Origin of the sequence: Sphingobium xenophagum (assembly GCF_031457465.1) — a bacterium.
In the GTDB taxonomy this organism is placed as follows: Bacteria; Pseudomonadota; Alphaproteobacteria; order Sphingomonadales; family Sphingomonadaceae; genus Sphingobium; species Sphingobium xenophagum_A.
In genome coordinates, this window is the sequence record NZ_JAVDWV010000006.1 from 225,515 (window position 1) to 249,393 (window position 23,879).

At 64.1% G+C, this 23,879-nt stretch carries 29 protein-coding genes; 21 read left to right on the forward strand and 8 right to left on the reverse strand.

The features are described from left to right. Positions 1-87: 87 nt before the first annotated feature. The gene (locus J2W40_RS08165; protein ID WP_310223446.1) at positions 88-2,019 is read left to right on the forward strand and encodes a ParB/RepB/Spo0J family partition protein; all 1,932 of its coding nucleotides are present in this window, start codon (positions 88-90) and stop codon (positions 2,017-2,019) included. Between the two features lie 230 nt (positions 2,020-2,249). Here J2W40_RS08165 and J2W40_RS08170 read toward each other — a convergent pair whose 3' ends face one another. Beyond that, positions 2,250-3,014 (reverse strand): sulfite exporter TauE/SafE family protein, encoded by a 765-nt coding sequence (locus J2W40_RS08170; protein ID WP_310223448.1) that lies wholly within the window; start codon positions 3,012-3,014, stop codon positions 2,250-2,252. 1,088 nt (positions 3,015-4,102) lie between these two features. Here J2W40_RS08170 and J2W40_RS08180 point away from each other — a divergent pair. Both J2W40_RS08180 and J2W40_RS08185 read left to right on the forward strand, forming a co-directional pair. Next, positions 4,103-4,423, forward strand: coding sequence for a DUF736 domain-containing protein (locus J2W40_RS08180; RefSeq protein ID WP_310223449.1), 321 nt, complete (start codon positions 4,103-4,105; stop codon positions 4,421-4,423). A 411-nt stretch (positions 4,424-4,834) separates the two neighbouring features. Continuing rightward, positions 4,835-5,191 carry a hypothetical protein gene (locus tag J2W40_RS08185; RefSeq protein WP_310223451.1) on the forward strand — a complete coding sequence of 119 codons (357 nt, stop codon included), beginning with the start codon at positions 4,835-4,837 and terminating at the stop codon, positions 5,189-5,191. Between the two features lie 192 nt (positions 5,192-5,383). Here the strand turns inward: J2W40_RS08185 and J2W40_RS08190 are convergent, their stop codons facing one another. Next, complete coding sequence (locus J2W40_RS08190) at positions 5,384-5,812, reverse strand: DUF5990 family protein (RefSeq protein ID WP_310223453.1); 429 nt, start codon at positions 5,810-5,812, stop codon at positions 5,384-5,386. Positions 5,813-6,244: 432 nt separating this feature from the next. On the opposite strand from J2W40_RS08190, the gene J2W40_RS08195 reads away from it, so the two are divergent. From J2W40_RS08195 to J2W40_RS08260, 14 genes are all read left to right on the forward strand, one after another. Next, positions 6,245-6,541 carry a DUF736 domain-containing protein gene (locus tag J2W40_RS08195; protein WP_310223455.1) on the forward strand — a complete coding sequence of 99 codons (297 nt, stop codon included), beginning with the start codon at positions 6,245-6,247 and terminating at the stop codon, positions 6,539-6,541. Between the two features lie 145 nt (positions 6,542-6,686). Further along, a complete protein-coding gene (locus J2W40_RS08200; RefSeq protein WP_310223457.1) occupies positions 6,687-6,860 on the forward strand; it encodes a transcriptional regulator domain-containing protein in 174 nt (57 codons plus the stop codon). A gap of 55 nt (positions 6,861-6,915) precedes the next feature. After that, the gene (locus J2W40_RS08205) at positions 6,916-7,419 is read left to right on the forward strand and encodes a DUF2285 domain-containing protein (RefSeq protein WP_310223459.1); all 504 of its coding nucleotides are present in this window, start codon (positions 6,916-6,918) and stop codon (positions 7,417-7,419) included. Between the two features lie 230 nt (positions 7,420-7,649). Further along, positions 7,650-7,919, forward strand: coding sequence for a helix-turn-helix transcriptional regulator (locus J2W40_RS08210; RefSeq protein ID WP_037480698.1), 270 nt, complete (start codon positions 7,650-7,652; stop codon positions 7,917-7,919). A gap of 1 nt (position 7,920) precedes the next feature. Next, entirely contained in the window at positions 7,921-8,799 is an 879-nt protein-coding gene (locus tag J2W40_RS08215) for a replication initiator protein A (RefSeq protein ID WP_310223462.1), read from the forward strand. A gap of 259 nt (positions 8,800-9,058) precedes the next feature. Next, complete coding sequence (gene parA / locus J2W40_RS08220) at positions 9,059-9,697, forward strand: ParA family partition ATPase (RefSeq protein ID WP_310223464.1); 639 nt, start codon at positions 9,059-9,061, stop codon at positions 9,695-9,697. Between the two features lie 26 nt (positions 9,698-9,723). Then, on the forward strand, positions 9,724-9,963 hold the full coding sequence (locus tag J2W40_RS08225; RefSeq protein ID WP_310223466.1) for a ribbon-helix-helix protein: 240 nt from the start codon (positions 9,724-9,726) through the stop codon (positions 9,961-9,963). Beyond that, complete coding sequence (locus tag J2W40_RS08230) at positions 9,963-10,469, forward strand: DUF2840 domain-containing protein (protein WP_476470233.1); 507 nt, start codon at positions 9,963-9,965, stop codon at positions 10,467-10,469. The genes J2W40_RS08225 and J2W40_RS08230 overlap by 1 nt, the downstream gene beginning before the upstream one ends. Continuing rightward, positions 10,466-11,011 (forward strand): S26 family signal peptidase, encoded by a 546-nt coding sequence (locus J2W40_RS08235; RefSeq protein WP_310223469.1) that lies wholly within the window; start codon positions 10,466-10,468, stop codon positions 11,009-11,011. The genes J2W40_RS08230 and J2W40_RS08235 overlap by 4 nt, the downstream gene beginning before the upstream one ends. After that, on the forward strand, positions 11,008-11,727 hold the full coding sequence (locus tag J2W40_RS08240) for a lytic transglycosylase domain-containing protein (RefSeq protein WP_310223471.1): 720 nt from the start codon (positions 11,008-11,010) through the stop codon (positions 11,725-11,727). Before J2W40_RS08235 ends, J2W40_RS08240 begins: the two co-directional genes overlap by 4 nt. A 151-nt stretch (positions 11,728-11,878) precedes the next feature. After that, positions 11,879-12,967 carry an IS110 family RNA-guided transposase gene (locus J2W40_RS08245; protein WP_310223473.1) on the forward strand — a complete coding sequence of 363 codons (1,089 nt, stop codon included), beginning with the start codon at positions 11,879-11,881 and terminating at the stop codon, positions 12,965-12,967. Between the two features lie 535 nt (positions 12,968-13,502). Beyond that, positions 13,503-15,314: a relaxase/mobilization nuclease domain-containing protein gene (locus J2W40_RS08250; RefSeq protein ID WP_310223475.1), complete on the forward strand. Its 1,812-nt coding sequence runs from the start codon at positions 13,503-13,505 to the stop codon at positions 15,312-15,314. A gap of 28 nt (positions 15,315-15,342) precedes the next feature. Then, positions 15,343-17,406 carry a conjugal transfer protein TraG gene (locus J2W40_RS08255; RefSeq protein WP_310223477.1) on the forward strand — a complete coding sequence of 688 codons (2,064 nt, stop codon included), beginning with the start codon at positions 15,343-15,345 and terminating at the stop codon, positions 17,404-17,406. Continuing rightward, on the forward strand, positions 17,403-17,834 hold the full coding sequence (locus J2W40_RS08260) for a CopG family transcriptional regulator (protein WP_310223480.1): 432 nt from the start codon (positions 17,403-17,405) through the stop codon (positions 17,832-17,834). Before J2W40_RS08255 ends, J2W40_RS08260 begins: the two co-directional genes overlap by 4 nt. Positions 17,835-17,873: 39 nt before the next feature. Here the strand turns inward: J2W40_RS08260 and J2W40_RS08265 are convergent, their stop codons facing one another. Further along, positions 17,874-18,149 carry an HU family DNA-binding protein gene (locus J2W40_RS08265; RefSeq protein WP_310223482.1) on the reverse strand — a complete coding sequence of 92 codons (276 nt, stop codon included), beginning with the start codon at positions 18,147-18,149 and terminating at the stop codon, positions 17,874-17,876. Between the two features lie 194 nt (positions 18,150-18,343). Between J2W40_RS08265 and J2W40_RS08270 the strand changes: the two genes are divergently transcribed. The 3 genes from J2W40_RS08270 to J2W40_RS08280 are packed head-to-tail and all read left to right on the forward strand — an operon-like array spanning position 18,344 to position 20,495. Then, positions 18,344-18,982 carry an acyl-homoserine-lactone synthase gene (locus tag J2W40_RS08270; protein WP_310223484.1) on the forward strand — a complete coding sequence of 213 codons (639 nt, stop codon included), beginning with the start codon at positions 18,344-18,346 and terminating at the stop codon, positions 18,980-18,982. Beyond that, positions 18,979-19,908, forward strand: a complete 930-nt coding sequence (locus J2W40_RS08275) for a phytanoyl-CoA dioxygenase family protein (RefSeq protein ID WP_310223486.1) — start codon at positions 18,979-18,981, stop codon at positions 19,906-19,908. Before J2W40_RS08270 ends, J2W40_RS08275 begins: the two co-directional genes overlap by 4 nt. Continuing rightward, positions 19,905-20,495, forward strand: a complete 591-nt coding sequence (locus J2W40_RS08280; protein WP_310223488.1) for a GntR family transcriptional regulator — start codon at positions 19,905-19,907, stop codon at positions 20,493-20,495. Before J2W40_RS08275 ends, J2W40_RS08280 begins: the two co-directional genes overlap by 4 nt. A 243-nt stretch (positions 20,496-20,738) precedes the next feature. Here J2W40_RS08280 and J2W40_RS08285 read toward each other — a convergent pair whose 3' ends face one another. Further along, positions 20,739-20,939 (reverse strand): DUF5818 domain-containing protein, encoded by a 201-nt coding sequence (locus tag J2W40_RS08285; RefSeq protein ID WP_310223490.1) that lies wholly within the window; start codon positions 20,937-20,939, stop codon positions 20,739-20,741. A 1-nt stretch (position 20,940) separates the two neighbouring features. Further along, positions 20,941-21,747, reverse strand: coding sequence for a S1/P1 nuclease (locus J2W40_RS08290; protein WP_310223493.1), 807 nt, complete (start codon positions 21,745-21,747; stop codon positions 20,941-20,943). Between the two features lie 88 nt (positions 21,748-21,835). Here J2W40_RS08290 and xth point away from each other — a divergent pair, with 88 nt between their 5' ends. Beyond that, on the forward strand, positions 21,836-22,633 hold the full coding sequence (gene xth, locus J2W40_RS08295; RefSeq protein ID WP_310223494.1) for an exodeoxyribonuclease III: 798 nt from the start codon (positions 21,836-21,838) through the stop codon (positions 22,631-22,633). Here xth and J2W40_RS08300 read toward each other — a convergent pair. From J2W40_RS08300 to J2W40_RS08310, 3 genes are read right to left on the reverse strand one after another with little or no spacing between them, the layout of a single operon-like run. Next, a complete protein-coding gene (locus tag J2W40_RS08300) occupies positions 22,630-22,965 on the reverse strand; it encodes a hypothetical protein (protein WP_310223497.1) in 336 nt (111 codons plus the stop codon). The genes xth and J2W40_RS08300 overlap by 4 nt on opposite strands. Further along, positions 22,962-23,540 carry an alpha-ketoglutarate-dependent dioxygenase AlkB gene (locus tag J2W40_RS08305; protein ID WP_310223499.1) on the reverse strand — a complete coding sequence of 193 codons (579 nt, stop codon included), beginning with the start codon at positions 23,538-23,540 and terminating at the stop codon, positions 22,962-22,964. Before J2W40_RS08305 ends, J2W40_RS08300 begins: the two co-directional genes overlap by 4 nt. 46 nt (positions 23,541-23,586) lie before the next feature. Then, the gene (locus J2W40_RS08310) at positions 23,587-23,862 is read right to left on the reverse strand and encodes a hypothetical protein (protein WP_310223500.1); all 276 of its coding nucleotides are present in this window, start codon (positions 23,860-23,862) and stop codon (positions 23,587-23,589) included. Between the last annotated feature and the right edge of the window lie 17 nt (positions 23,863-23,879).

Here is a 23,879-nt window from a genome sequence, read left to right on the forward strand (position 1 = left end):
GACGCGCGGCGCGTCACGCCGCAAAGCAAAGCCGGTCCGCCAACCGATTCAAAAGCGACGGACCGGCACTCACAAGGAGTGACACCCATGAAACTCGATTTTATCCCTCTCGACAAGCTTTCCGTCAGCAAGGCGAATATGCGCTACGCCAGGAAAGCGCCCGACGTGTCCGACATTTTGCCCACCGTGCGCAAGCGGGGCGTGATCCAGCCGGTAATCGTGCGGCCAAATCCCTGTCCTGAGCTTGTCGGGCCGCAGGCGACCGCAGGTCAACGGTGTGCGCCCGATGCGTTTGAGATCATCGCGGGAAGCCGCCGCTTCCATGCCGCGCTCATCGTTGCCGCCGAACGGCGGGCGGCGGGCGAGGATGACGGCGAAACCGTGCTGCTGCCCTGCGCCATTCTCGACGAGGGCGACGATGCCGATGCCGTCGAGGCCTCGCTGATCGAGAATATGGCGCGGCTCGACCCCGACGAAGTCACCCAATGGGAAACCTTCACCCGGCTGGTCAAGGAAGGCCGCAAGCTCGATGATATCGCTATGACCTTCGGCCTGCCCGAACTCACCATCAAGCGGGTGCTGGCGCTGGGCAATCTGTTGCCGCGCATCCGTCAGATGTATGCGCGCGAGGAAATCGACCGCACCACCGTCCGCCACCTTACCCTTGCGTCAAAAAGCCAGCAAAAGGCATGGCTGGCGCTGGCCGATGACCCCGACACCTATGTGCCGACCGGCCACCAGTTGAAGGCGTGGCTGCTCGGCGGCCAGTCGATCGGCGCGAAATATGCGCTGTTCGATGTCGAAGCCAGCGGGCTTGCAACCATCGCCGACCTGTTCGGTGACGACTGCTATTTTGCGGATGGCGAAGCCTTCTGGACGGCCCAGAACGCCGCCATCGAAGCCCGGCGCGAAGCCTATCTCGACGAAGGATGGGCCGATGTCGTGATCGTGCCGCCGTCTGAACATTTCTCGACATGGGAATATGAGAAGGCAGGCAAGCGCAAGGGCGGGCGCGTCTATGTCGATGTCCGTTCCAACGGCGAAGTCACCTTCCATGAAGGCTATGTCAGCCGCAAGGAGGCCGAGAGGATCGCCAAGGCGCAGGCGATCGGGTCAGGCCAGCCGGTCGCAAGGCCCGAAATCACATCGACGATGCAGACCTATATCGATTTGCATCGCCATGCCGCCGTGCGGGCCAGCCTTCTGGGGTTTCCGGGCATCGCACTCCGCCTGATGGTCGCCCATGCCATCGTCGGATCGCAATTGTGGTCGATCAGGCCGGAACCGCAGACCAGCCGCAACGAGGCGGTGCGCGACAGCCTCGATAATGCGCCCGCCGAAGCGGTTTTTGACGAGCGCCGCCGTGCGGTGCTGGCCATGCTTGGCTTTGCGGCAGAGGAACCGACCGTGATCGGCGGGAGCGGTGAGGCTGCCTGGGAGGCACGTGACTCCCGGCAGGGCATTGCCGGCCTGTTCCACAGGCTGGTCGAGCTTCCCGATGCCGTTATCATGGAAATCGTCACCATCGTCATGGGCGAGGCGCTGGCCAGCGGCAGCGCTGCTGTCGAGGCAGTCGGGCTGCATGTCGGCGTGGATATGACCCGCTGGTGGTCGGCGGACGAGGCGTTTTTCGGCATTTTGCGCGACCGCGACGTGCTGCTGCACATCGTCGCGGACGTTGCAGGCCAAAATGTTGCCGACGCCAACAGAGGCGAGAAGGCCAAGACCCTCAAGCAGATCATGCGCGATCATCTGGACGGCACCAACGGAAGGAGCAGGTGCGACCAATGGGTGCCACGATGGATGACCTTTCCCCCCGCCGCTTATACCTCTCGTGGCGGCGTGGGTACGGTCGCGGCCCATGCCATAGCGCAGGCGGATCGTCCTATCGACCGGACGGCGCCGGGCGATGATGAGCCGGACCCGACCACCCCCGGCGCAGCCGTGGGCCTTCCCGTCGAAGGACAGGCCATGTCGCCCTGCGATGAAGAGGATGAGGCCGACCGCCTCGCGGCATGACCCCTTGCGGGCGGCGGCGCATCGCGCCCCGTCGCTCGCTTTTCTCCGCTTCCCTGAATTTCGGGCCGCGCGCCCGCCAAGGCGGGCGCGCGGCGACAAGGAATAGAAACTATACAGCCGTTTGCATGACCATTAGCGCTGTTAGGGTGTGTCTTTCTCGCCCTGATATTCCATTAGCCTTGGTTTCCGGCGCGCGGAGATACCCAATGCTATCAGGGCGACCTGTTGGCTCAGCTCAGCACCAGCTTGGTGCCTGACGCAAGTAGGATAGCTGCGAGCAGAAGGCGCAGACCCCGTTCGGGAAGATAGCGGCTGCCGAGTGCCGATCCGACGATCGCAGCGATGCCGGCCACAAGCATCCAGAGCGGAAGTGCTGATGGCAGCGTATTGAGCGTTGTGTAAGTTCCAGCGAGCGCTGCTGCGGAGTTGAGCAGGTTGTAAGCGGCCGTCACCGCTGCGGCGCGGCGGATTTCGACCCACCCGGTCATGAGCAGGATCGGTGCGAGAAAGATGCCCCCGCCGGTGCCCGTCACGCCGGAGACGAAGCCGATTCCGGCACCGGTTAGAAGCGCAGGGATGAACGGTGGTGGCCGATGTGTGATCTCAACATCGCGCTTCGCGAACGCAGACCGTGCGGTCTGGAACGAGGCAAGCAACAGGATGGTGCCCACGATGGGATAATATATATGCCCCGGCAGGTTGATCGCACCGCCTATGAGCGAGAACGGGAAGCCCAGAACGCCAAACGGGTAAAAGGTCGCCCATGAGAACCGGTCCGCCCGCCAGTATTGCCAGGTGCCAATGGCTGCGACCACGATGTTGAGCGCCAACGCCGTCGGCTTCATGATTGCAGGATTCAGCCCGGCAAGGCCCATGACCGCCAGATATCCGGTGGCGCCTGCCTGGCCCACGGCAGCATAGAGCGCGGCGACTATGCCCAGCGCAATCGTAATCAGTATGTGTTCGATAAGCTGTCCTCCGCTCCCGGGCATCATTCAAAAGCGTAGGCATGATGCTGTCAGCTTGCATCCTTGGTGACAAGGACCGGCTTGCGCAAGGCATCCTGGGCCGGGGATTGGCTCGGCAATGCGAGTTTCGAGCTGGGTGCTGTGGCGCGCGGTGGTCAGAGTCTGCTGCAACAGGCCTTCATTCAGGGGGCAAGCTGGCGTATCTGTTCTCCGAGATGGCCATGAGTGGGTTCCTTTCAGCGCTCATCAAAGGACGCAGGCCATAGGCCTGAGGCTTCTTGTGATAATCGTAAGAATGATATTGGCTTCCGCGGTCCGAAACGAAGTTCAGCACAGCTAACGGAAAAGGCAGTCCTCTAGAGGCTGGCGCATACGCACTGCCATATCCAGCGCCCTGATCGTCAGGTCCGTTTTCATCCTGTCGCTAACTGCCCCGCCCACGACACGCCGACTATGCAGGTCCAGGATGGCTGCGCCGGCGCGTTCGAACTGGAGCGCGCCGTGTTAGGGCATTGGGGTGCCAAAGGCTATCTTGTGCCACCCAGCACGACTTGTCGTGATCGGCCGTCATACAGCCCAGGCGCTCGGCAGCTACGCCGCGATCATCGCCTCGTTCGACATGCCCGATTTCGCCCTGCCACCCCTACGGTTTTCATGCCGATAGCCAGGCACCACGAGCCGGATGATCTCTTCCTTACGCTGCGGCTTACCGTCACCTGAGAGGCACCGAACGAGCCGGTTCGCAAAAGCATGGCTGCGGCTCTTGCCCCGATCGGCATGGCGATGTCGCGCGCTGTGGTTGCCCGCTCTCCTTGACCGCATGTCGATCGCAGGGGGATATCGCCAACCGCATGCCTATTCTCCTGTAGCCTGCGCCGCCCATCCTCTTGGGCTTGATGCGTTGACCTGGCAGCGCAGCAGCGCCGCCTGAAACCATCGTTCCGCTCCTATTTCCCCGCCGTTCCGGCTCCTCGCGGCCGCTGCGCTCTCAAATAGCATCGGCCCTTCCGGTCCTTCGCTGATCGCTGCGGCCTGCGGTTCAGGCGACCCCGCGCGCTGCCTGACGGTCCGCACGCCCAGCGGATCGGCCGGGGGCGACAAGAAGGAGAATTGCAATGGCTTCCATCGGTTATGTCCAGCGGCTCGACAATGGCGGTTTCAAGGGCGTCCTCAAGACCCTCGCGGTTCGCGCCGACATCGAAATCATCCCCAACAAGGGCAAGACCGGCGAACAGCCCGACTATCGGGTTCTCTCCAACGGCACCGAGCTTGGCGGCGGATGGATCCGCACCGGCGAAGTATCGGGCCGCGAATATATCCGCATCGCCATGGCCGCGCCGGAACTTGGCCCCCGCACCCTCTATGCCAATCTCGGCCGCGCTGCGGGCCAGGACGACGAGGATAGCTACGCCCTCATCTGGAATCCGGACGCCTGATCCGAAGGCCCCCGCGCCGAATGGCGCGAGGGCCTATACCACACCATCGTGACCGACCGGCCAGACGCGCGCGTCAGGCCGGTCGGCGCTGTTCTTTGCCAGGAAGGCTGTTGCGGCCGTCGCGATGGCGACGGCCGGTTCGCCGCGACGGCGGCGTGAAGGATATGGCCGCAGCGTTTTCCTGTCTCGCGGATGGAGGAGGGGCGCGGGTCGAGGTCTTCCCATCGTGACGGGCGGCGGTGCGGCTTTCAAGGCTCGCCGGTTTCCCCCAATTTGGCTTCGCAAATCGGTTCCCCCATGCGCCCGCTGCGCGGCGCCGGGCCGTGCCCGGCGGCCCTGACAGCCTTCCGGCGCCCGTCTCTCCCTGCCGGTCCTCGATTTTGGGGATGCACAGCATAAGGAGACTTTCTCATGACCATGGTTCAGCCCATTGCCCTGGCATCTGATCGCGTGATGGCAGCCTTGAAGTCCGGCCTCGAACTGGAATTCGGGCGCGGAGCAGGCGAGGCTTTGGCCGCAAGGTTCCTGGAAGCCGAAGAAACGGATATTCGCTGGGATGCACGGGCGAGGGAACGCTGGGTCGGCGCTTATATCACCCAGGAGGAAGAACTGGAACTCGACCGGATCGTCGCCACTGGCTTTCTGGATGGGCGCTGGTTCGTTGGCATGTTCATCGTCGATGGCGACGGCAATGCCCACGGTATGCTGTGCTGCCGGACCTTCGCTTGCGACGAGGCGGCATCCCAGGCCTTCACGCAGATGCGATGAGAGGTCATTTTCGCCGGGACGCGCGCCAGGCGTCCCGGCTCTGCCTTTGTGCCAATACGGAAAGGCACATGTGCGGATATACATATGTACGCAAGCTCGTATCCGCCCAAAGGCACAATGGCGTAAAAGCGCTTGCCTGGACCGTCCGGGTGATCGGAGAGGGGTGCGGCGTGCCTGTGTCGTACCACAGGGTCAGTCAGCCGACGCGCGACCGGCCGCAACGTCGCGCAGGCAGGAGTGCCATCCGCGCGCGCCAGCGCCGATGGCCCTCCTTTTGAGAATACGCGCCTCGCGTGCGGCCCGGCCGAGCCAATCCCGTTCGATGCCATGGATGTCGATCGTCATCCGCCGCGACCAGGGCGATGGGGCGACGCCCGCCAACTGCCCGATGCGGATAGAGACGAAGCGGCGGGTCGGGCCTTCGCGACGGACTTGGTCACCGAAGAATGTAGGACCGAGGCCCATGCGAACGGAAAAATCGGGTGCCAGCGGCTGGTCTATTTCCGAGCATTTGGGATCGAGGACACCCTGATTACCGGCCTGCAGGCTATGCTTTGCGCCGATCACGGGCCGGTCGATGACAACTCGCATAGCAAAGTCGGTCTGGTCCAGGCGGGCCATGATGTCCTCATATCGACACTTAGCGCCCCGCTCGGCGGGCGGGCTGGTCATGGCCCTGGCTTTTGCGCGATGGATGATCTTCAGAGCGTGCGCCCCGGACTGTCCTGCATCGGAGGGAGCCTTCGATCCGGCTGCAGCGCGAAGATCGCCACGCACGGCCCATGCCCGTCAACGCCCCCACCCACACGGCCTGCGTTCGATGGCCCCAGATGACCGGGGACGGCTGCGCCTCGACCGGCTGGGTCGCAACCGGGCGGGCGCGGCTATTGTCCGCCGTCGGCCATGCCGACTTTGCATCGCGAAGCAAAATAGCCGCGCCCGCCCGGTCCTTCGCTTACGCTGCAGCCTTGCAGGTGCGCCGCCGGTCGCCCCGGTCCCGTGATGCCCATCGAGGCCGCGATAGGCGCGGGCTCGAAGACAGGAGTGAACATCATGGCAATCATCGGCACCTTCACCAAAAGCGCAGACGGCTTCACCGGCACGATCAAGTCGCTGACCCTCAACGTCAAGACCAACATCCGCCCCAGCGCCAAGGACAATGACAAGGCCCCCGACTTCCGCCTCTTCACCGGCGCAGTCGAATTTGGCGCCGCCTGGGCAAAGACATCCGCCGCTGGCACAGACTATATGAGCTGCAAGCTCGACGACCCCAGCTTCCCGGCGCCGATCTACGCAAGCCTGGTCGCCGCCGACGACGGCGAGAGCTACACGCTCATCTGGTCGCGCTGACGACCCGGCGCCCCGCTCGCGCGGGGCGCCGATCGATTGGACACCCGGCAAGCCTGTCCCCCCTGGCGGACAGGCTTGTCCCCAAGCGAGGTCTTCCGCCCAGCCTGCCAGCCGCCAGCCTTGCCTAGCGAAGGGAGCCGGGCGGATGGCCAAGGTCGAAGCGAGAAGCGGGCAGGACCGGTGCGATTATGCGCAGCGCTTCCTTGTCCGCGCACCCGCCTATCGCCTTGGCCATGCCGCGCTCGATGCCACCACCTCGACACAAGCAAAGGAGGACTTTGCCCGGTCATGGGGCCTTCGCTTTCCCCGTCGGTCCTGACCGGTCGCCACACGATGATCCCGCGCTGTGGGATCCGGCGGTAGCCGCTTGCATCGTGATCATCGACCCGGGACCGGATTTCCCACCTCCGCATGCCCTGCCTGGCCTCCGGCAGATTGGGCAAGCCGACGACGGCACCCATGCCGTCCTATTTGCAGGCGGACGCGCGATCCGCCTGTGGCTTCGCTGCCCCCAACGCGGTCTGCAGCGTGGACCCCGCACGGCCTTCCATCTGCCGGACGATCCACTGTTCGACGGTCGGCTGCGCGCCACCGCGCATGCCCGCCTCTGGCTTGGCGGAACAGGCGGATCGGGCCCGCCGCAGAGCGATCTGTCGCCCTTCCAGGCCGCACGGTTCGACCTGATGCTGCGCCTGCTCGACGCCCATGTCGCCGGTGCCACGCTGCGGGAATTGGCCTATCTCGCCTATCCGGCAATGCCGGACCTGTCGGCCGCGCTATGGAAGGCCTCGAGCGAGCGCCGCGGCACCCATCGCCTGCTCACCCAAGCCCTGCACTTGCGCGATGGCGGCTATCGCGACCTGCTCCGCGCGGGCTGAACCTGACCATCCAGCGTCAAATAGGACGCGGCACCATCCCCCCATGCGAAAACACGCCTTCCGAAAAGGCCCAGCGAGAGTTCCCAACAAATTGGCCCCGATCACAGGCAAAGGGGTGACAATTTTCGCCCGTGCTTTTGCCACTCCGCGCGGGCCTCCACTGTTCGCCATTCTCGTCAGCGACACCCCAGGGCTGGCCAGCCATGCCAGCCCCGACGCTGGAGACCGATATGGAACGCGACTTTGCGGTCGTCACGCCGCGCTATCTGCGAACCCCTGACGCCGCGCTGCATCTGGGCCTTTCGCCCCGCACGCTGGAAAAGCATCGCTGCTTTGGTACAGGCCCCGTCTTTCGGAAGCTCGGCGGACGCATCGTCTATGCGCTGGTCGATCTCGAAGCCTGGGCCGAAATCGGCACGCGGCGCTCGACCTCCGATCCGGGACGCGGCACCGTCCATCCCGCCAAGCGGATCGACCCCGGCGCGCCGGTGCGGCGCTAGCATGATGTCCGCTTTGCCCGACCGGGCGCAGGACCGGCAACTCGATCTGTTTCGGGCAGTCCGCGGCGACATCGCGACGCGCGACGCGCAGGACCTCATGTCCTGGCCCTTTTTCAGTCTCGCCAAGTCCAAGCGCGTCACCCCCATACATTTCAAAATGGGCGATGTCGCGATCGCGGTGGAAGCCACCCATGAGCATGGCATGGCGACGATCTGGGACGCCGATATCCTCATCTGGGCCGCCAGCCAGATCGTCGAGGCCCGCGATAGGGGACGCCCGACCTCCCGGCTGATGACGACCAAACCGCACGAACTGCTTAGCTTCATCGGCCGGGGCACCGGCGGCGACCATTATGACCGGTTGAAGGCCGCGCTCGATCGGTTGCAGTCGACCACGGTCGCGACCTCGATCCGGCAAGCTCATCAGCGCCGCCACCATCGCTTCTCCTGGATCAACGAATGGAAGGAGCGGCTCGACGAAACCGGCCGCCCGCTGGGCATCGAGATGATCCTGCCCGACTGGTTCTATGCGGGCGTCCTCGATTCCGGGCTCATCCTCACCATCGACCGCGCCTATTTCGCGCTGACCGGCGGCATGGAGCGCTGGCTTTATCGCCTGGTCCGCAAGCATGGCGGACGGCAGGTCAATGGCTGGAGCTTCGAGGTCGGCCATCTCCACCTCAAATCCGGCATGCTGATCCCAAGACGGCGCTTCCTCTTCAAGTTGCGCGGCATCGTGCATGCGCAATCCCTGCCCGGCTATGTGCTCGCGCTCGAGACGATTGCCGACAAGGAGATGCTCAACTTTCGTCCGCTGCCGCTTGATCCCTTCGATCTTGCCCAGCGCCGCGTGCGCCATGGTCGGGGGCAAAAGCGATGATAAAACTCGGCCTATCGGGAACACCGAAACTCGGCCTATCGGGAACGCAAAGTTCGGCCTATCGGGAACGCATTTCGCCCGCAAAGCCGCAGAAATACGCGGTTTTCTGGCCCCTTAACAATGCTAATAGAAAATCCTACGGATTCTTTCTAACCTGGGCTTTGCCCGCGAGCGCAGATGCGACGCACAAATCGCTGCGTGCGACGCGGCGCAGGACGGCGACGAGGCCGCGCGCCACCGGCGCAGCAAGGCAACGGCCATGATCGTCGCCCTGCTCAACCAGAAGGGCGGCGTCGGCAAAACAACGCTCGCCCTCCATCTCGCCGGACATTGGGCGCATCAGGGCGCGCGCGTCTGCCTGATCGATGCCGATCCACAGGGTTCAGCGCTGGACTGGTCGGAGCAACGCGCCCAGTCGGGGCTGCCCCGCCTGTTCGGCGTCATCGGCCTTTCCCGCGAGACGCTGCATCTCGAAGCGCGGGTGCAGGCCGCCAGCGTGGATCATGTCGTCATCGATGGCCCGCCGCGCGTCGCCGGGCTGATGCGCGCGGCTCTCATTGCCGCCGACCTGGCGCTCATTCCGGTGCAGCCATCGGCGCTCGACGGTTGGGCCTCGGCCGAGATCGTCGCGCTCGTGCGCGAAGCCCGCAGCTTCCATCCCACGCTCGAAGCCCGCTTCGTTCTCAACCGCTGCGATCCTCGCACGCGGATTGCTCGCAGCACGCGAGCGGGGCTTGTCGACCAGCAGCCTTCGCTGCTCGGACCCGGCATCGCCCAGCGCATCCTCTTCGCCGAAGTCATGGCGCAAGGCCGTCTGGTGTTCGAGCGCGATCCCGACGGCCCCGCTGCGCGCGAGGTCGCTGCCCTTGCGTCTGCAATCGGGACTTTGGCCCGATGAAGAAGATGCCGACAGAGGCGGGCCCAGTGACGGACACAGTGACGGGCTTCGCAACCCGGCCGGGTGCCGCCGAGCGCTGGATTCGCCGACCGGTGCTCGACACACCTGCCGCCACTCCGTTCAGCGCCCGGCTCACGATTGATGTGACGCCTGCGATGCGCCAGCGCCTCAAACTCGCTGCGGTCACGCGCGGCACCACGGTCGCCGACCTCATGCGTGCGCTCATCGACGCGCAATTTCCCGACACAGTTAAGGAGCCGATATGATGGGCCATACCTCTCGCCACCGGCGCGACGCGCGCCATGCCGCCGACAGCCACACTCATATCGAACTGATCTGGATCGAAGGCCGGCTCGAACATTGGCTGCGCTTCGGCCTGCCTGTCGGCGAACGCATCGTCAGTCGCCGCACCCGCGTTCTGAGCTTTCCCCCCGGCGCGCTGTTCGCGCTTATCCGTTGGGCCGCCAACGATCATGGCACTGTCAAATCGCGCATCGACATCGTGCGCACGATATGGCCGGGTGAAGCCTATACGACCCTGCCGTTCGTCCGGCCGGGCGGTGAAATCCTGCTCAGCATCGAAGGCTGGCCGCGGGTCGAGAAGGTACTTGGCGCGATCGATAGGGTCGAAGCGGCAGGGGTGGATCCCGCCCGCGCCGCGCCCGATCACTGGCACCACGTCCACAGCCGTGTTGCCGCGGGCATGGATCCGCGCAGCTATACATCTGTCCGGCACCGTGCGTTCGAACTGCGCCGGGATATCGAACAATGACCCGGCGGGGCTATGTCTTCGTCACTATCGTGGCGGCGCAGGTGACGGCATTGCTGGCCTGCATCGACCCGGCGCCCCGCCTGGTCTGGAACGCGACGGCCAGCGCACCTATCGGCCTCTATGCGGTGTCGTCAGGTGCCTCGCCCAGCGTCGGCGATCTGGCGCTGGTGATGCCGGACAGGCATCTAGCCCATTGGCTGGCGCGTCGCCACGCCCTCCCGCTCGGCGTCCCGCTCATCAAACATGTCGCGGCCACCGCAGGGCAGACGGTCTGCCGCTCGGGTGTGACCATCATGATCGATCGCAGGCCAGTTGCCAGCGCGCGCACCCATGATCGCGCAGGCCGTCAGTTACCGGTCTGGTCGGGATGTCGCAGGCTTGGCTCGGGCGAGATCATGCTGCTCAACGCAGCGGTCGAGGACAGTCTCGACGGACGCTACTTCGGACCGCTGTCGGCGCAAGGCGTGATCGGCACTGTGCGGCCGATACTGACGCGCGCGAACAGTGGCGCGCCTTTTGTCTGGCACGGGTGGAAGCCATGACGGGGCGGCTTCAGGGCACTATAGCTGTCATCCTCGCGACCATGATCGTGCAGCAGGCGTGCATCGGATCGGCAACGATCGCGCAGACGGAAGGGTCGGCCGACGCAACGTCGACAGCGCAGCCCTATGCCGTGCCCATTGCAGAAGCGGCGCAGCAATTTGCTATCCCGGCGCACTGGATCCGGGCAGTGATGGACCAGGAGAGTGGCGGCAATCCGCGCGCTCTCTCCCGCGTCGGTGCCATGGGCCTCATGCAGATCATGCCCGCGACATGGGCCATGCTGGCCGCGCGCCATCGCTTGGGCTCTGACCCCTATGAACCGTGCGACAATATCATGGCAGGCGCAGCCTATCTGCGCGAGATGCATGATCGCTACGGCATGGCAGGAATGCTCGCCGCCTATAATGCAGGCCCTGGTCGCTACGAAGACTATCTGCGTTTCGGCAGGCCGCTGCCCGCTGAAACGCGCGCCTATCTCGCGCGATTGCTGCCGCGCATCGGCACGGGTGCGCCAAGGGAAGCGGGTGACCTTTCTCTGCCACCGAGGCCCCTCTGGACGCAAGCCGCGCTCTTCCCACGACGGGCGGTGGCGTCGGCGATGGGGTCACCGCCAGCGCCGTCCGGTCCACAGGATCGGACCGACGATGCCGGGCATCGGCGCGACGCCACCGCCGCTTCTTCGCTTTTCGTCGCGCGAACCGGAGCAAGGCCATGAGGGGTTTTTGGGGATTGCCGCTGTATTTGGGCGAGACTTGGCAGGTGCCAGGATGACCCAGATGCATGCCCTTGAGCTACGTGAACCTTGCGATGCAGGTGACATCGGCGCGACCCTTCCGTTGGTGAAACGGAAGCGAAGGAGTCGTGCCATGGAGTACTTTGCCGGGTTGGATGTGTCGATCGAGGAAACCGCGATCTGCGTGGTTGGCGACGATGGAAAAGTGGTGCTGGAAACGGCGGTGGCGACCGAGCCCGCGCTGATCGGCAAGGCACTTGGACGCTATGTCGGTCGCCTACGCAGGGTTGGCCATGAAGCGGGATCGCTCTCACCATGGCTGCACGCTGGACTGCTGGAGATCGGCGTCCCCGCTGTGTGCCTCGAAACCCGTCATGTTCGCGCGGCCCTCTCCGCCCAGCGCAACAAGACCGACGCCGCCGATGCCCTCGGCATCGCGCACATCATGCGTACCGGCTGGTTCCGCCAGGCACATATCAAGACGGAGAGCTGCTACCGGATCCGGCTGCTCCTGGTTCAGCGCCGCAATCTCAAACGCAAGTTCCTCGATCTGGAAAATGCGATCCGACATTCCCTCAAAGTGTTCGGCATACGGCTGGGCAAGGTCAGCCGGGGCGGCATGGAGATGGCCGTGCGCGAGGCGGTCGCTGGCGACGCGATGACCGCCGGGCTGATGGACTGCATGCTGCGTGCCCGTGCGGCGCTGTGGGCCGAGTATCTCGTACTCAACAAGCTCGCAGTCCAACTGGCGATGCGTGACGAGCTGTGCCGACGCTTCATGGCGATCCCCGGCGTCGGACCTGTCACCGCGCTCAGCTTCAGCAGCGCAATCGACGATCCGTCACGCTTCCGCCGCTCACGCGATGTTGCCGCCTACTTCGGCCTCACATCAAAGCGATGGCAGTCGGGCACGTCGATCGACGTGAAAGGGCGGATCAGCAAGGCAGGCGATCCCGATGTCCGCCGGACACTCTACGAAGCGGCATCGGCCATGCTCACCCGGTTCAAGGGACGCGACACGATCAAGAGCTGGGGCCTGCATCTGGCGAAGACCAAATGCCATGCCAAGGCGCGCGTCGCGGTCGCCCGCAAGCTCGCCGTCACCATGCATGCCATGTGGCGCGACGGCACTTTCTACGTCGGCGATCCCGATACGGCCGAACAGGAGATCGCCGCCCGCAATGCAGCCAAGGTGCAGCGCCTCGCCGCTGCCAGATCATGACGGGGAACCCACGGGCATCGTCATGGTGACGGCCCACAGCGCTTAAGGAGGTCCGCGTAAGCGGCAGAGGAATGGTACAGACCAGGAAAACGGGAAGCACGATATCTCGCCTGTGGCCAGCATTGCTGGACCACGCTCGAATGCCTGTGATGCTGCCCCGTAAATCCGATAGCGACATGTGCCGCGACGGTTCGAACGCTGCTTGCGAGCAGTTCCCACACACCGTCGATGAGCACGGAGGAGTGCGCGGCGTACCTGACCTCGAATGCTTTGCAGGAGTTCACACACAGGTGCGGCAGACCTTGCATTTTACTTTGATGAAGGAGGAACGACGATGGCGAGACCTACGAAAAACACTGGCCCAAATAGGAGGGCGAGATAAAAGGCCCGCCGTCGGCCTGGGCGCATGTGGTTGGTTTTGTGGCGTTTTAACCGGCGGCATTGCAACCGTTGAGACGGCGCTTGGAGCGATTTCTGCCCCGTTTTCAAAGCATCGGGCGCTGGCAGCCACCATTTGGGGCAGGAATGCTGCGCCATGAGCCGGGACGAGCAGGACTTCGACATCCGGCCTGGCCGGGCACGTGATCGCGGCGCCGGTCAGGGGCGACGCGCCGTATCGCTGGCCACCCAGGTGCGGCGCGCGGCGGCCAAGGCCGGGCATATGCGATTGTCCAGAGCCCGCCGTTCCAGCGGCACCGGCACGATCGGTCGGGGCAGGCTCGCGGCGGCATCGGCTCGATTCCGCGCCCACGGGCGAAAGGTCGTCATCAAGGGGCGGATCGTGCGCCATAAAGGCACCCGCTTTCGCGCCGCGCCGCTCGCCCGGCATATCGATTATCTTAGCCGCGACGGCGTCACCCGCGACGGTCAGGATGCCCGGCTGTTCGACCAGCGTACCGATGGCGTGGACGCGACGGATTTCGCACGGCGCTGCGAGGACGATCGCCATCATTTCCGCTTCATCGTCTCGCCCGAGGATGGTGCCGACATGGAGGACCTGCGCGGCTTCGCCCGCGACCTCATGGCCGACATGGCGCGTGATCTCGACACCGCGCTCGACTGGGTGGGCGTCGATCACTGGAATACCGACAATCCCCATGTCCATATCCTGCTGCGCGGGCGGGCCGATGACGGCAGCGATCTCGTCATCGATCGCGACTATATCAGCGAAGGCATGCGCGCCCGTGCCGAGGCGCGGGCGACGCTGGAGCTTGGACCGCGCACCAGCCAGGAGATTACCCGGACGCTTGCCCGCGAGGTCGATGCAGAGCGCTGGACGTCGCTCGACCAGAGACTGCAGCGGCTGGCCGCCCGCAATATGGGGATTGTCGATCTGCGGCCCGGGCACGCGGGTTCCAAACCGAGCCAGCGCCATCATCCGGGACTGGTTCCGGAACCGGGTCAGGCGCCGGGATATGGTGACCCCGACAGCCAGCTCCTGCTGGGACGCGCGGCCAGGCTCGAACGGATGGCTCTGGCCGAACCCGTTGCGCCAGCGATGTGGACATTGCGACCCGATCTTGAGGATAGTCTGCGCGAACTCGGCATGCGCACGGACATCATCAAGACGATGCACCGGACAATGCAGACAAGCGGACGCCGCCCCGACCTCGCGACCTTCACCCTGCACGATGGCGCGCCTACAGATCCCGTCATCGGCAGACTCGCCGCCCGCGGCCTTGACGACGAACTGACCGGCACGGCGTTCGCGATCGTCGAAGGGGTGGACGGGCGCACCCATCATCTGCGGTTCGAGGATCTCGAGATGACCGGCGATACGCCGATCGGCGGCATCGTCGAGCTGCGCAGCTGGACGGGTCACGACGGGCACCCCCGCATGTCGCTCGCCAGCCGCTCCGACATGCCGCTCCACGCCCAGGTCGATGCGCTGGGCGCGACCTGGATCGACCGGCAGCTTGTAGGCGACCAACCCCTGTCCATGGCCAATGGCTTTGGTCGTGAGGTCCGCGATGCCCTCGACGCCCGGCGCGAGAAGCTGGTCGCGCTTGGCGTGGCGACCCGGCGCGGCGGACAGGTGATCCTGCCTTCGGGCATGATCGCCAGCCTTCGCGCGTCCGAGTTGCAGGATGCCGCCACGCGGATCGCGCAGGCGACCGGGCTTGCCCACCAGCCTTCCGCACCCGGCGAGATTGTGAGCGGCCAATATCGCGAGCGCGTCACGCTGGCGTCGGGCCGCTTCGCGATGATCGACGACGGTCTTGGCTTCCAGCTCGTGCCCTGGCGCCCCGCGCTCGACCGCCAGCTTGGGGGTCAGGTCCTGGGCACCATTAGCCCAGGCGGGCGGATCGACTGGTCGCCGGGTCGTAGTCGGGGACTTGGCCTGTGAGATACACCACGGATAAGGAGTGACGACGATGTCGGGCACACGCATACTCTGGGGGCAGTTACTGCTGGTCAGCCTGGTCGTGCTGATGGCTATCTGGGGTGCGACCCAATGGACCGCGGCCAGCCTTGGCTATCAACCCGCGCTGGGGCCACCCTGGTTCAGGATCGGCGACCATCCCATCTATCTGCCACCCGCCTTCTTCTGGTGGTGGTTCAGCTATGACGCCTATGCGCCCCATATCTTCGAGCGCGGGGCCTATGTCGCCGCCTCGGGCGGGTTCGCGGCGATCGCGGTCGCGGTCGGCATGTCCGTGTGGCGCGCCCGCGAAGCGCGTACTGCGGAAACCTATGGATCGGCGCGCTGGGCTCTGCCTGCCGATATCGCGCAAGCTGGCCTGCTCAAGGACGAGGGGGTCGTACTCGGCAGGTTCGGTCCGGACTATCTGCGCCATGACGGCCCGGAGCATGTCCTGTGCTTCGCGCCGACCCGTAGCGGCAAGGGCGTCGGCCTTGTCGTGCCGACGCTGCTGACCTGGCCGGGCAGCTGCGTCATTCATGATATCAAGGGCGAGAATTGGCAGATATCGTCGGGTTTCCGCGCACGCCATGGCCGCGTGCTGCTGTTCGATCCGACCAGCAGCGCGTCGGCTGCCTATAATCCACTGCTCGAAGTGCGGCGCGGGCAGTGGGAGGTGCGCGACGTGCAGAATGTCGCCGACGTGCTGGTCGATCCCGAAGGCTCGCTCGAACGCCGCAACCATTGGGAAAAGACGAGCCATGCCCTGCTGGTCGGCGCGATCCTCCACGTCCTCTATGCCGAACCCGACAAGACGCTGGCCGGGGTCGCCGCCTTCCTGTCCGACCCCAGGCGCACGATCGATAACACGTTGCGCGCGATGATGACGACGCCGCATCTGGGCGAGGCAGGCGTGCATCCGGTCGTCGCCAGCGCGGCGCGCGAACTGCTGAACAAGAGCGAGAATGAACGGTCCGGCGTGCTTTCGACCGCCATGTCGTTTCTGGGCCTGTATCGCGACCCCGTGGTCGCCCATGTCACCCGGCAATGCGACTGGCGTATCGCCGACCTCGTCGAGGGTGCGCGCGCAACAAGCCTCTATCTGGTAGTGCCGCCTTCCGACATCAGCCGGACCAAGCCGCTTATCCGCCTGATCCTCAACCAGATCGGTCGTCGGCTGACCGAGGAGTTGAAACCCGATGCCAAACGGCATCGCGTCCTCTTGGTGCTCGACGAATTTCCGGCGCTCGGGCGACTCGATTTCTTCGAAAGCGCGCTCGCCTTCATGGCGGGCTATGGGCTCAAAGCCTTCCTGATCGCCCAGAGCCTCAACCAGATCGAAAAGGCCTATGGGCCGAACAACGCGATCCTCGACAATTGTCATGTGCGCGTCGCTTTCGCGACCAACGACGAACGCACCGCCAAGCGCATTTCCGACAGCTTGGGCACGGCGACCGAGATGCGCGCGATGAAAAATTATGCCGGCCATCGCCTCTCGCCCTGGCTTGGGCATCTGATGGTCTCGCGCACCGAAACGCCGCGCCCCCTCCTGACGCCGGGCGAGGTCATGCAGCTTCCGCCGAACGAAGAAATCGTGATGGTATCGGGGATGCCGCCGCTGCGCGCCACCAAGGCCCGCTATTTCGAGGACAAGCGTTTTACGGCGCGGCTTTTGCCGCCACCGGCGGCCGCAGCGCTTGATGGACGCACACCTCCGTCCGACGATTGGAGCGATCGCGCCACCATCGCGGCGCCTGTGGCGAAGCCTGTTCCACAGATGCCTGTGTCGCCAGAGCAGCAAACGACCGATTCGCAAGGCATCAGCACAGGGGGATCGAGCGATGGTCGTCGCACCGATCGGCCAACGCAGTCAGACAATGCCAATGCCGGTATCCGCCGGGAGCCGGATCTTCCCGACCAGGAGGAGATCGTGCCGCCGCAGCGGTCCGCGCGAGAGGAGTTCGAATTTCACGAGAGGGATGACGACAAGGATGCGGCGCGTTCGCGGGCGATGAAACGCATGCGCCGTGCCGCGCGACAAGCCTCGCTCGATCCTGACGATGGAGTGGAACTATGAGCGGGCTCAAGGTCAAGCACACCATCCGCCTCTCGCCCGAGATTTCGATGCAGATGGCGGACTATGCGCGGCGCAAGCGCAAGCCGCAGGCGACCATAGTCGAGGCGGCGCTTGCTTCCTTCCTGTCGGCCGACGGGTCCGATCGGCTCGAGGCGGCGATTGGGCGGCGTCTCGATCGCATGAATCGGGAGATACAGCGGCAGGGATGGCAGAATGCCCTGAACGGTGAAGCGCTCGCCCTGTTCGTGCATGCGTGGATGCTGCAGAACCCGGCATTACCGCAGGAAGCGCGGCGCGCTGCACTCGCGGACGCCAATATCCGTTGGACAGGCTATGTGGAGGCGCTGGCCAACCGCATGGAAGCAGGTCCGCGCCTCATTGACGAGATCGGGCAGGACTTCGGCGGTGACGAACCCGATCGAAGCTAGGGTAAAAGCCGACGGCCGATGGGGCCGTCGGCACCTGTATCAGCCGTTCAGCTTGTCCTTGACCGCTTTGGCAGCGGAGAAGCCAAGGCCCTTGGAAGCCGGGATCGACAGCGGCTCGCCGGTACGCGGATTCTTGCCCTCGCGCGCGGCGTTGAGCTTGAGCTTGAACTTGCCGAAACCGTTGACGGCGACTTCCTCGCCCTTGCCGACGGCATCGCCGATCGCGCCGAACGTGGCGTCGATGATCTTCTTGGCGTCGGCCTTGGTGGTGCCGGTCGCGCTCGCCACCGCGTCAACGAGTTCGGAAGAGTTCATGGGGTCAGCCTTTCATCTGTGTCTTGGATGGCATCGGTTGCCAATTTCGCGCGCCATCGTCGAGCAAAATCGGGCTTTCGGCGGCTATGGCGTAGCGGCAGGCCCAGCCGTCCCCCCATTTCTTGGTATGTGAGCGCCAGGCCCCTTCTGCTGTCCTTGCCGGACCTTACACAAGGGAGCCTGCCATGATGGAAATGACCGATCACGGTCATGGCGCGCGCGAAAGCGCCGCCATGCGTGCGATGTTTGCTGCCCGCAAGGAGGTCTTCATCGACCTTCTGGGCTGGGATCTGCCTGTTCTTGCCGACCGGTTCGAGGTGGACCAGTTCGATACGCCGGATGCCGAATATCTGATCCTACTTGGCCCCGACCACGTCCATCGCGCATCTGCGCGATTGCTGCGCACGCAGGGCGAACATATATTGGGGCATCTCTATCCGCATCTTTGTACCGGCATTGTCCCGACCGGGCCTAACATTCGGGAAATCACGCGCTTCTGTCTCGACCGGCATCAGCGATCGGCCGAGCGGCGCAGCGCGCGCAATCAGTTGGTGAGCACGCTGGCCGACCACGCCATCCGACATGGGATCACCGACTATACCGGCGTCGCCGAGCAGGCCTGGTTCGATCAGATCGCCCGTTTCGGCTGGGATTGCCGGGCGCTCGGACCCTCGGTGCGTCATGGCCGCGACCTTTTGGTGGGCCTCCATATTCGTATCGGTCACACCACCATCGACAAGCTGCGCGCGAGTGGCGTGTACGAGCCGATCCGTTTCGCCCTGATCGGTAGCGACTTGGAGCCATCGGCACGCGCGGGAGACATGCTGTCATGAACCCGCTCCAAACGATCGATCATCTGGCCGCGGTGCAATATTGGACCGGTCGCCTATTGCGTGATGGCTTCTGCATCATCCCCGACCTGCGTCCCCCTTGCGCGCTCCAGAAGCTGGAGCGGGATCTGTCGCCCATCTTCGAGGCGACGCCCTTTTGCGAGGGCGGCTTCTATGGCGAGCGAACCAAGCGTTTTGGCGGCCTCCTGCGCCGCAGCCGTCATATGGCGCCGCTGGTGGAAGATCCGCTCATCGTCGGAATCGCGCACGAGATATTGAGCCCGGCCTGCGACCGGATCCAGCTCAATGTCGCCCAGGCCATTGAAATCCATCCTGGCGCCCTGACGCAGCTGCCGCACCGCGATCACGACATGTGGCAGGGCGCCAAAGGCGCGCATGAATATCTGCTCAATGTCATGTGGCCGATCACCCCGTTCACGGCGGACAATGGCGCGACCCAACTTTATCCCGCGAGCCATGGTGCAGCCGGCATGGCCCGGCAGGGTTATGACGAGCCGATCGCGGCGACCTGTCTGCCGGGGTCTGCTATCCTGTTCCTGGGTTCGACGCTGCACGGCGCGGGCAGAAACAACACGAGCGAGGTCAGGCGCGCGATTGTCACCGGCTATTCGCTGGGCTGGCTCAAGCCCTATGAAAATCCCTGGCTTGCCTATCCGCCCCCGGTTGCGCGGACCTTCTCGCCAGCGCTGGCCGCCCTGGTGGGATATGCCCAGCATCGCCCCAATCTGGGCAATTATGAGGGGCAATGTCCCTCGATCCTGCTCCGGGACGAGATACCTGCGCATATTGCCGCGATCGATGCGCTCCGGCCCGACCAGGTGGATTTGGTCGAACATTATCTCAGTCGGCAGGTTCAAGGAAATGCCAGGCCGTGGCTTGATGATGACAGGACAGGCAAAGGCACGTGAGCCCTGCCCAAATTCTCGAACGATGCTATCAGGCACTCAAGCAGCGGCTGGTCGAAGGCGAGTTCCATCCCGGGCAGCGGTTGGAAGCTGTCCGTCTCGCCGACGAAATGCATGTCAGCATGACACCTGTCCGCGACGTGCTTAATCGGCTTACCGGAGAAGGGTTGGTTGATGCGATTGCGGGCGGCGGCTTCTATGTGCCGGTACCCGACGAGGGTGGACTGCGCGATCTGCTGGACTGGAACGCTCTGCTTGCCCTCTATGCCGCCGGTTCCCGACAAAGGACCGTGCGGGAGGGGACAGGGTCGCCAGACGATATAGATCGTACGGCCTCTCTTTTCTTCAGACTGGCCGAAAGCCTTGGCAATCGGGAGATGATGCGAACTGTTGGTCACCTCAACGATCGGCTCTATGCCATGCGCCTATTGGACGCACGCATCCTGGGCGAGACTGGATCCGAAATACTGGGCTTGGAAGAGGCCCTGATGGCCGACAATGCTGACCTGTCGAAACGAATCAGAGCCTATCATCGTCGCCGAAAAGCAAGGGTAGCCACCTATGTCCGATTACTTCGAAAAAGACCATGACCAGCGGCGCGGCACCGACAAACCGGGGGTGGCAGGTGACACGGAATCGCTCGTTTGAAAACTGCCCTGCCGGAGCAAGCTCACGGCAGGGCCAAGGTTCAGGGAGGTGTCGCTTCCAAAGGGGGGAAGGAGGCGACCCCTTCTATCTGGGGTCGCGCAGTAGCGGTTCAAGCCCTTCATCCGCATGAAGACGAATTGCGCAATACTTAACCTGACATGGGGAAAGGAAGATGGGCGCCTGCTTCAAGCGGGCTCGATGCGCTTTGCATCCAGAACGTCGAAAGCAGCCCGTGTACCAAAGACACGGACACGTTGGCCGATCAAGTGTCGGTAGCGGCAGGACGGATCCAGACGCCATTGCCCGCCGCCTTCTGTCCTGAGCACCGGATAGACACCGACTTCGAGCAGAATGCCCGTCTCCTCATGGGCCGCCCCGAGCGACATCTTACTTCCGCCTGGAGGAGGCGGGCGAATTTCCAGCCGGATCGAAAATCTGGTTCAGATAGGCCGCGATCCTGACCCCAGCCCGCTTCAGCCTATCATCGAGTTCGCCGCGATGTTGGTAGGCATAGTCCCACGATAAATTGGTGTCGGTGGGATAGATCGTCTTGCGCAGCGCGATGCTTTCACGGATCCAGACTGATGGGGTTGGGTCCGTCCACGCGATCGTCTGCTCTGGTGTGATCGAGCGCGAGAGCCATCCAGCATATTCGGAATAGGATAAGGAGCGCTGCTCGACCATCCCGGAGTCCCAGACCGAATGGAGGTTCGATGCTTTGCCGAACCATGTGACCTTGAACTCATTGCCGCCACGATCATCGCCGCCCCCGGCATGAAGCGGTTGATGGAGGTCACCGATGATGTGGACGACGAACCGCAAGGCAAGGCGCTTGTCTTCTATCGATGCCTTTGGATCGCGCAGCGTCACGGTGAAGCGGTTCAGTGCGGTCATCGCATCCCCTTCGGCCGGAGCGTCCGATGCCTGATAGTCGTCGCCCTCCCGAACGGTGACGTAATGCCACGGACTTGCCTGTTTCTGCCAGAAAGGTGCCGGATTGGACTTCTGATCGTCCGGCCATGTGGCAGCTTCGGCCAGGTCCTCACTGCCCATAAGGACGCGGACGTTGGCACGGGCGACGCCGCTTAAATTTTCGTCTGCGATCGCGCCTGTGATCCTGTGACCTATGGGACCCCAAGCATGCGCGGGCGCGGGAAGGGCGAGGGCGGCCAGGAGTAGAGCGCGTCTGTGCATCACCGCCTCATGCGCGATTTGCGAAAAAAGGCAATCGGGAGCCGCATGTCAATTGGAACGACAAGCTACTTCGCCGACTTTCTTCAAGGTGAAGATTGCTACCTATAATGTGAACGGGATCAACGGACGGCTTGCGGTGCTGCTGCGCTGGCTGGAGCTTGCAGAGCCGGACGTCGTATGTTTGCAGGAGCTCAAGGCACCCGACGAGCGCTTTCCTGAAGCTGCCATTCGCGACCTTGGCTATGAGGCGATCTGGCTGGGGCAGAAGAGCTGGAACGGTGTGGCCATATTGAGCCGCGTCGGCGAAATCCACGAAACACGTCGAGGGCTTCCCGGCGAGCCGGAAGATGCGCAAAGCCGCTATATCGAGGCGGCGGTGAATGGTGTACTCATCGCTGGCCTCTATGTCCCCAACGGCAATCCGCTGCCCGGCCCCAAGTTCGATTACAAGCTGCGATGGTTCGACCGGCTTCACGATCATCTTTCGACGTTGATCGCCCTCGATGCTCCCGTGGTGATAGCTGGCGACTTCAACGTCATGCCGACCGATCTCGACGTCTATGTGCCTGATCGATGGCGGGACGATGCATTGTTCGCGCCGGAAGTCCGAAAGGCTTATGCGCGGCTGCTAAAGCAAGGCTGGACCGATGCGCTGCGGCATCTTCACCCTGACGAGCGCATCTACACCTTCTGGAAATATTGGCGCAATTCGTTCGAGCGCGACGCAGGCTTGCGGATCGATCACATCCTGCTCAACGACAAGGCCAGGGCGCGGCTCGTGTCGGCCGAGGTCGATCGCCGCCCGCGGGGCTGGGAGAAGACAAGCGATCATGCGCCGGTCATTGTGGATCTTGCCGACAAGCCCAAGCGTAAAGCAAAGGTCTAGCGCTCATCGTCGGGCAGGCTCGCATACCACTCCGCATAGGGGCCCGTGCGCGCGAGATGGCGGTTGAGATCAGGCGCGCCATCATCCCACCAGACCGGGCCGCGTTCGCCAAGCGCGACCTTGGCGCGATCGACCGCTTCATGCGCGACTGTCTCGGCCGCATGATCGCATTTGCGCTTGGCAAGGCCGACGGCACGGCGAGCATCCATGAGATCCTTGACCAGGCGCTCCCGCTTTTCCGGCTCAAGCGCCGGGTCGCTCGTGCGCCAGAGCCGTCCGCGCACGACGAAATAGCGGCCATCGGGCGTCGTCGGATAAGATCGGCCGCTCACGCCGCGCGGCCCTTGTCCGACAGGCTGCGGAAGGTGATCGACCAGCGCGGCACGTCCATCGGGGCGATGCTATGTTCCCAAGCATGGCGCACTTCGCCGGACAGATGGTAGATGGAACGCGGCGCCAGCGTGACTTTGGCGCGATCGAACCCTGCCGCGGTTCGCCGGCGCAGGCGAAGAACGGCTTTACTGCCCAGCGATATCCCCACGACATGCTCGAACACCGGCCTGTCCTTATGCCAGCCGATGCCCGCACCCGGATCGTAGCGGATCAGCAGTGCCTGGACGAGATCGTCTGCTGATAGCCCCGCAAAAGCAGCCGCGCGGGCTCGCACGTCGAGGAGCCAATCCGGCATCGGCTCGGCTGGCGCGAAGCGGACATGCTCGAAATCATAGTTCCAGCCATAAGAATAGGTAAGGCGCTTCCCCTCCCATTGCTGGAAGCGGAACGGGCTGAGGTCGCTGCCATCAATATGTGAAATCAGCGCTGCTTCCTGCGCCCCAGTCAGAACATCGTCACGCATCGTAAGGCCAGGAACAACTGGCATGTCGAAGAGGTCGAACATCGCGTTCATCGAGGCCATTGAATGGCGGTACGGGGGGCGGTCTGGTTCATGTCGCTCATGACGATATAGGGTCGACTGCTGCCGATTGCAGCGGCGCAACCGCTTGCGAGAGGCCGCCTCGCGTACGCACCTGCCGGACAATTCCGTTATAGGCGGCGTGCATGCCCTGGCTCCGGCCGATCTCATGGTCAGACCCGGCCGCATCCCAGAAAGCGACCAGCCACTCGTCGGGGCAAAGACCACGCAGGACCCAAAGCGCCAGCGCAACGCCGCGCGTGCGCGCCTGATCCTTCATGGCAGCGGCTTCACGAAGGACATCGAGCGCGCGCATGATCGTGCCTTGGGAGC

What these genes read in the sequence shown, in the direction of transcription:
- J2W40_RS08170 (WP_310223448.1), bottom strand. Translation starts at nt 3,014, where the DNA reads ATGATGCCCGGGAGCGGAGGACAGCTTATCGAACACATACTGATTACG.
- J2W40_RS08275 (WP_310223486.1), top strand. Translation starts at nt 18,979, where the DNA reads ATGAACCCGCTCCAAACGATCGATCATCTGGCCGCGGTGCAATATTGG.
- J2W40_RS08310 (WP_310223500.1), bottom strand. Translation starts at nt 23,862, where the DNA reads ATGCGCGCGCTCGATGTCCTTCGTGAAGCCGCTGCCATGAAGGATCAG.
- J2W40_RS08245 (WP_310223473.1), top strand. Translation starts at nt 11,879, where the DNA reads ATGGAGTACTTTGCCGGGTTGGATGTGTCGATCGAGGAAACCGCGATC.
- J2W40_RS08255 (WP_310223477.1), top strand. Translation starts at nt 15,343, where the DNA reads ATGTCGGGCACACGCATACTCTGGGGGCAGTTACTGCTGGTCAGCCTG.
- J2W40_RS08200 (WP_310223457.1), top strand. Translation starts at nt 6,687, where the DNA reads ATGGCCAAGGTCGAAGCGAGAAGCGGGCAGGACCGGTGCGATTATGCG.
- J2W40_RS08210 (WP_037480698.1), top strand. Translation starts at nt 7,650, where the DNA reads ATGGAACGCGACTTTGCGGTCGTCACGCCGCGCTATCTGCGAACCCCT.
- J2W40_RS08230 (WP_476470233.1), top strand. Translation starts at nt 9,963, where the DNA reads ATGGGCCATACCTCTCGCCACCGGCGCGACGCGCGCCATGCCGCCGAC.
- J2W40_RS08240 (WP_310223471.1), top strand. Translation starts at nt 11,008, where the DNA reads ATGACGGGGCGGCTTCAGGGCACTATAGCTGTCATCCTCGCGACCATG.
- J2W40_RS08195 (WP_310223455.1), top strand. Translation starts at nt 6,245, where the DNA reads ATGGCAATCATCGGCACCTTCACCAAAAGCGCAGACGGCTTCACCGGC.
- J2W40_RS08235 (WP_310223469.1), top strand. Translation starts at nt 10,466, where the DNA reads ATGACCCGGCGGGGCTATGTCTTCGTCACTATCGTGGCGGCGCAGGTG.
- J2W40_RS08290 (WP_310223493.1), bottom strand. Translation starts at nt 21,747, where the DNA reads ATGCACAGACGCGCTCTACTCCTGGCCGCCCTCGCCCTTCCCGCGCCC.
- J2W40_RS08165 (WP_310223446.1), top strand. Translation starts at nt 88, where the DNA reads ATGAAACTCGATTTTATCCCTCTCGACAAGCTTTCCGTCAGCAAGGCG.
- J2W40_RS08260 (WP_310223480.1), top strand. Translation starts at nt 17,403, where the DNA reads ATGAGCGGGCTCAAGGTCAAGCACACCATCCGCCTCTCGCCCGAGATT.
- J2W40_RS08190 (WP_310223453.1), bottom strand. Translation starts at nt 5,812, where the DNA reads ATGGCCCGCCTGGACCAGACCGACTTTGCTATGCGAGTTGTCATCGAC.
- J2W40_RS08180 (WP_310223449.1), top strand. Translation starts at nt 4,103, where the DNA reads ATGGCTTCCATCGGTTATGTCCAGCGGCTCGACAATGGCGGTTTCAAG.
- J2W40_RS08265 (WP_310223482.1), bottom strand. Translation starts at nt 18,149, where the DNA reads ATGAACTCTTCCGAACTCGTTGACGCGGTGGCGAGCGCGACCGGCACC.
- J2W40_RS08305 (WP_310223499.1), bottom strand. Translation starts at nt 23,540, where the DNA reads ATGAACGCGATGTTCGACCTCTTCGACATGCCAGTTGTTCCTGGCCTT.
- J2W40_RS08185 (WP_310223451.1), top strand. Translation starts at nt 4,835, where the DNA reads ATGACCATGGTTCAGCCCATTGCCCTGGCATCTGATCGCGTGATGGCA.
- J2W40_RS08285 (WP_310223490.1), bottom strand. Translation starts at nt 20,939, where the DNA reads ATGTCGCTCGGGGCGGCCCATGAGGAGACGGGCATTCTGCTCGAAGTC.
- J2W40_RS08270 (WP_310223484.1), top strand. Translation starts at nt 18,344, where the DNA reads ATGACCGATCACGGTCATGGCGCGCGCGAAAGCGCCGCCATGCGTGCG.
- parA (WP_310223464.1), top strand. Translation starts at nt 9,059, where the DNA reads ATGATCGTCGCCCTGCTCAACCAGAAGGGCGGCGTCGGCAAAACAACG.
- J2W40_RS08250 (WP_310223475.1), top strand. Translation starts at nt 13,503, where the DNA reads ATGAGCCGGGACGAGCAGGACTTCGACATCCGGCCTGGCCGGGCACGT.
- J2W40_RS08215 (WP_310223462.1), top strand. Translation starts at nt 7,921, where the DNA reads ATGATGTCCGCTTTGCCCGACCGGGCGCAGGACCGGCAACTCGATCTG.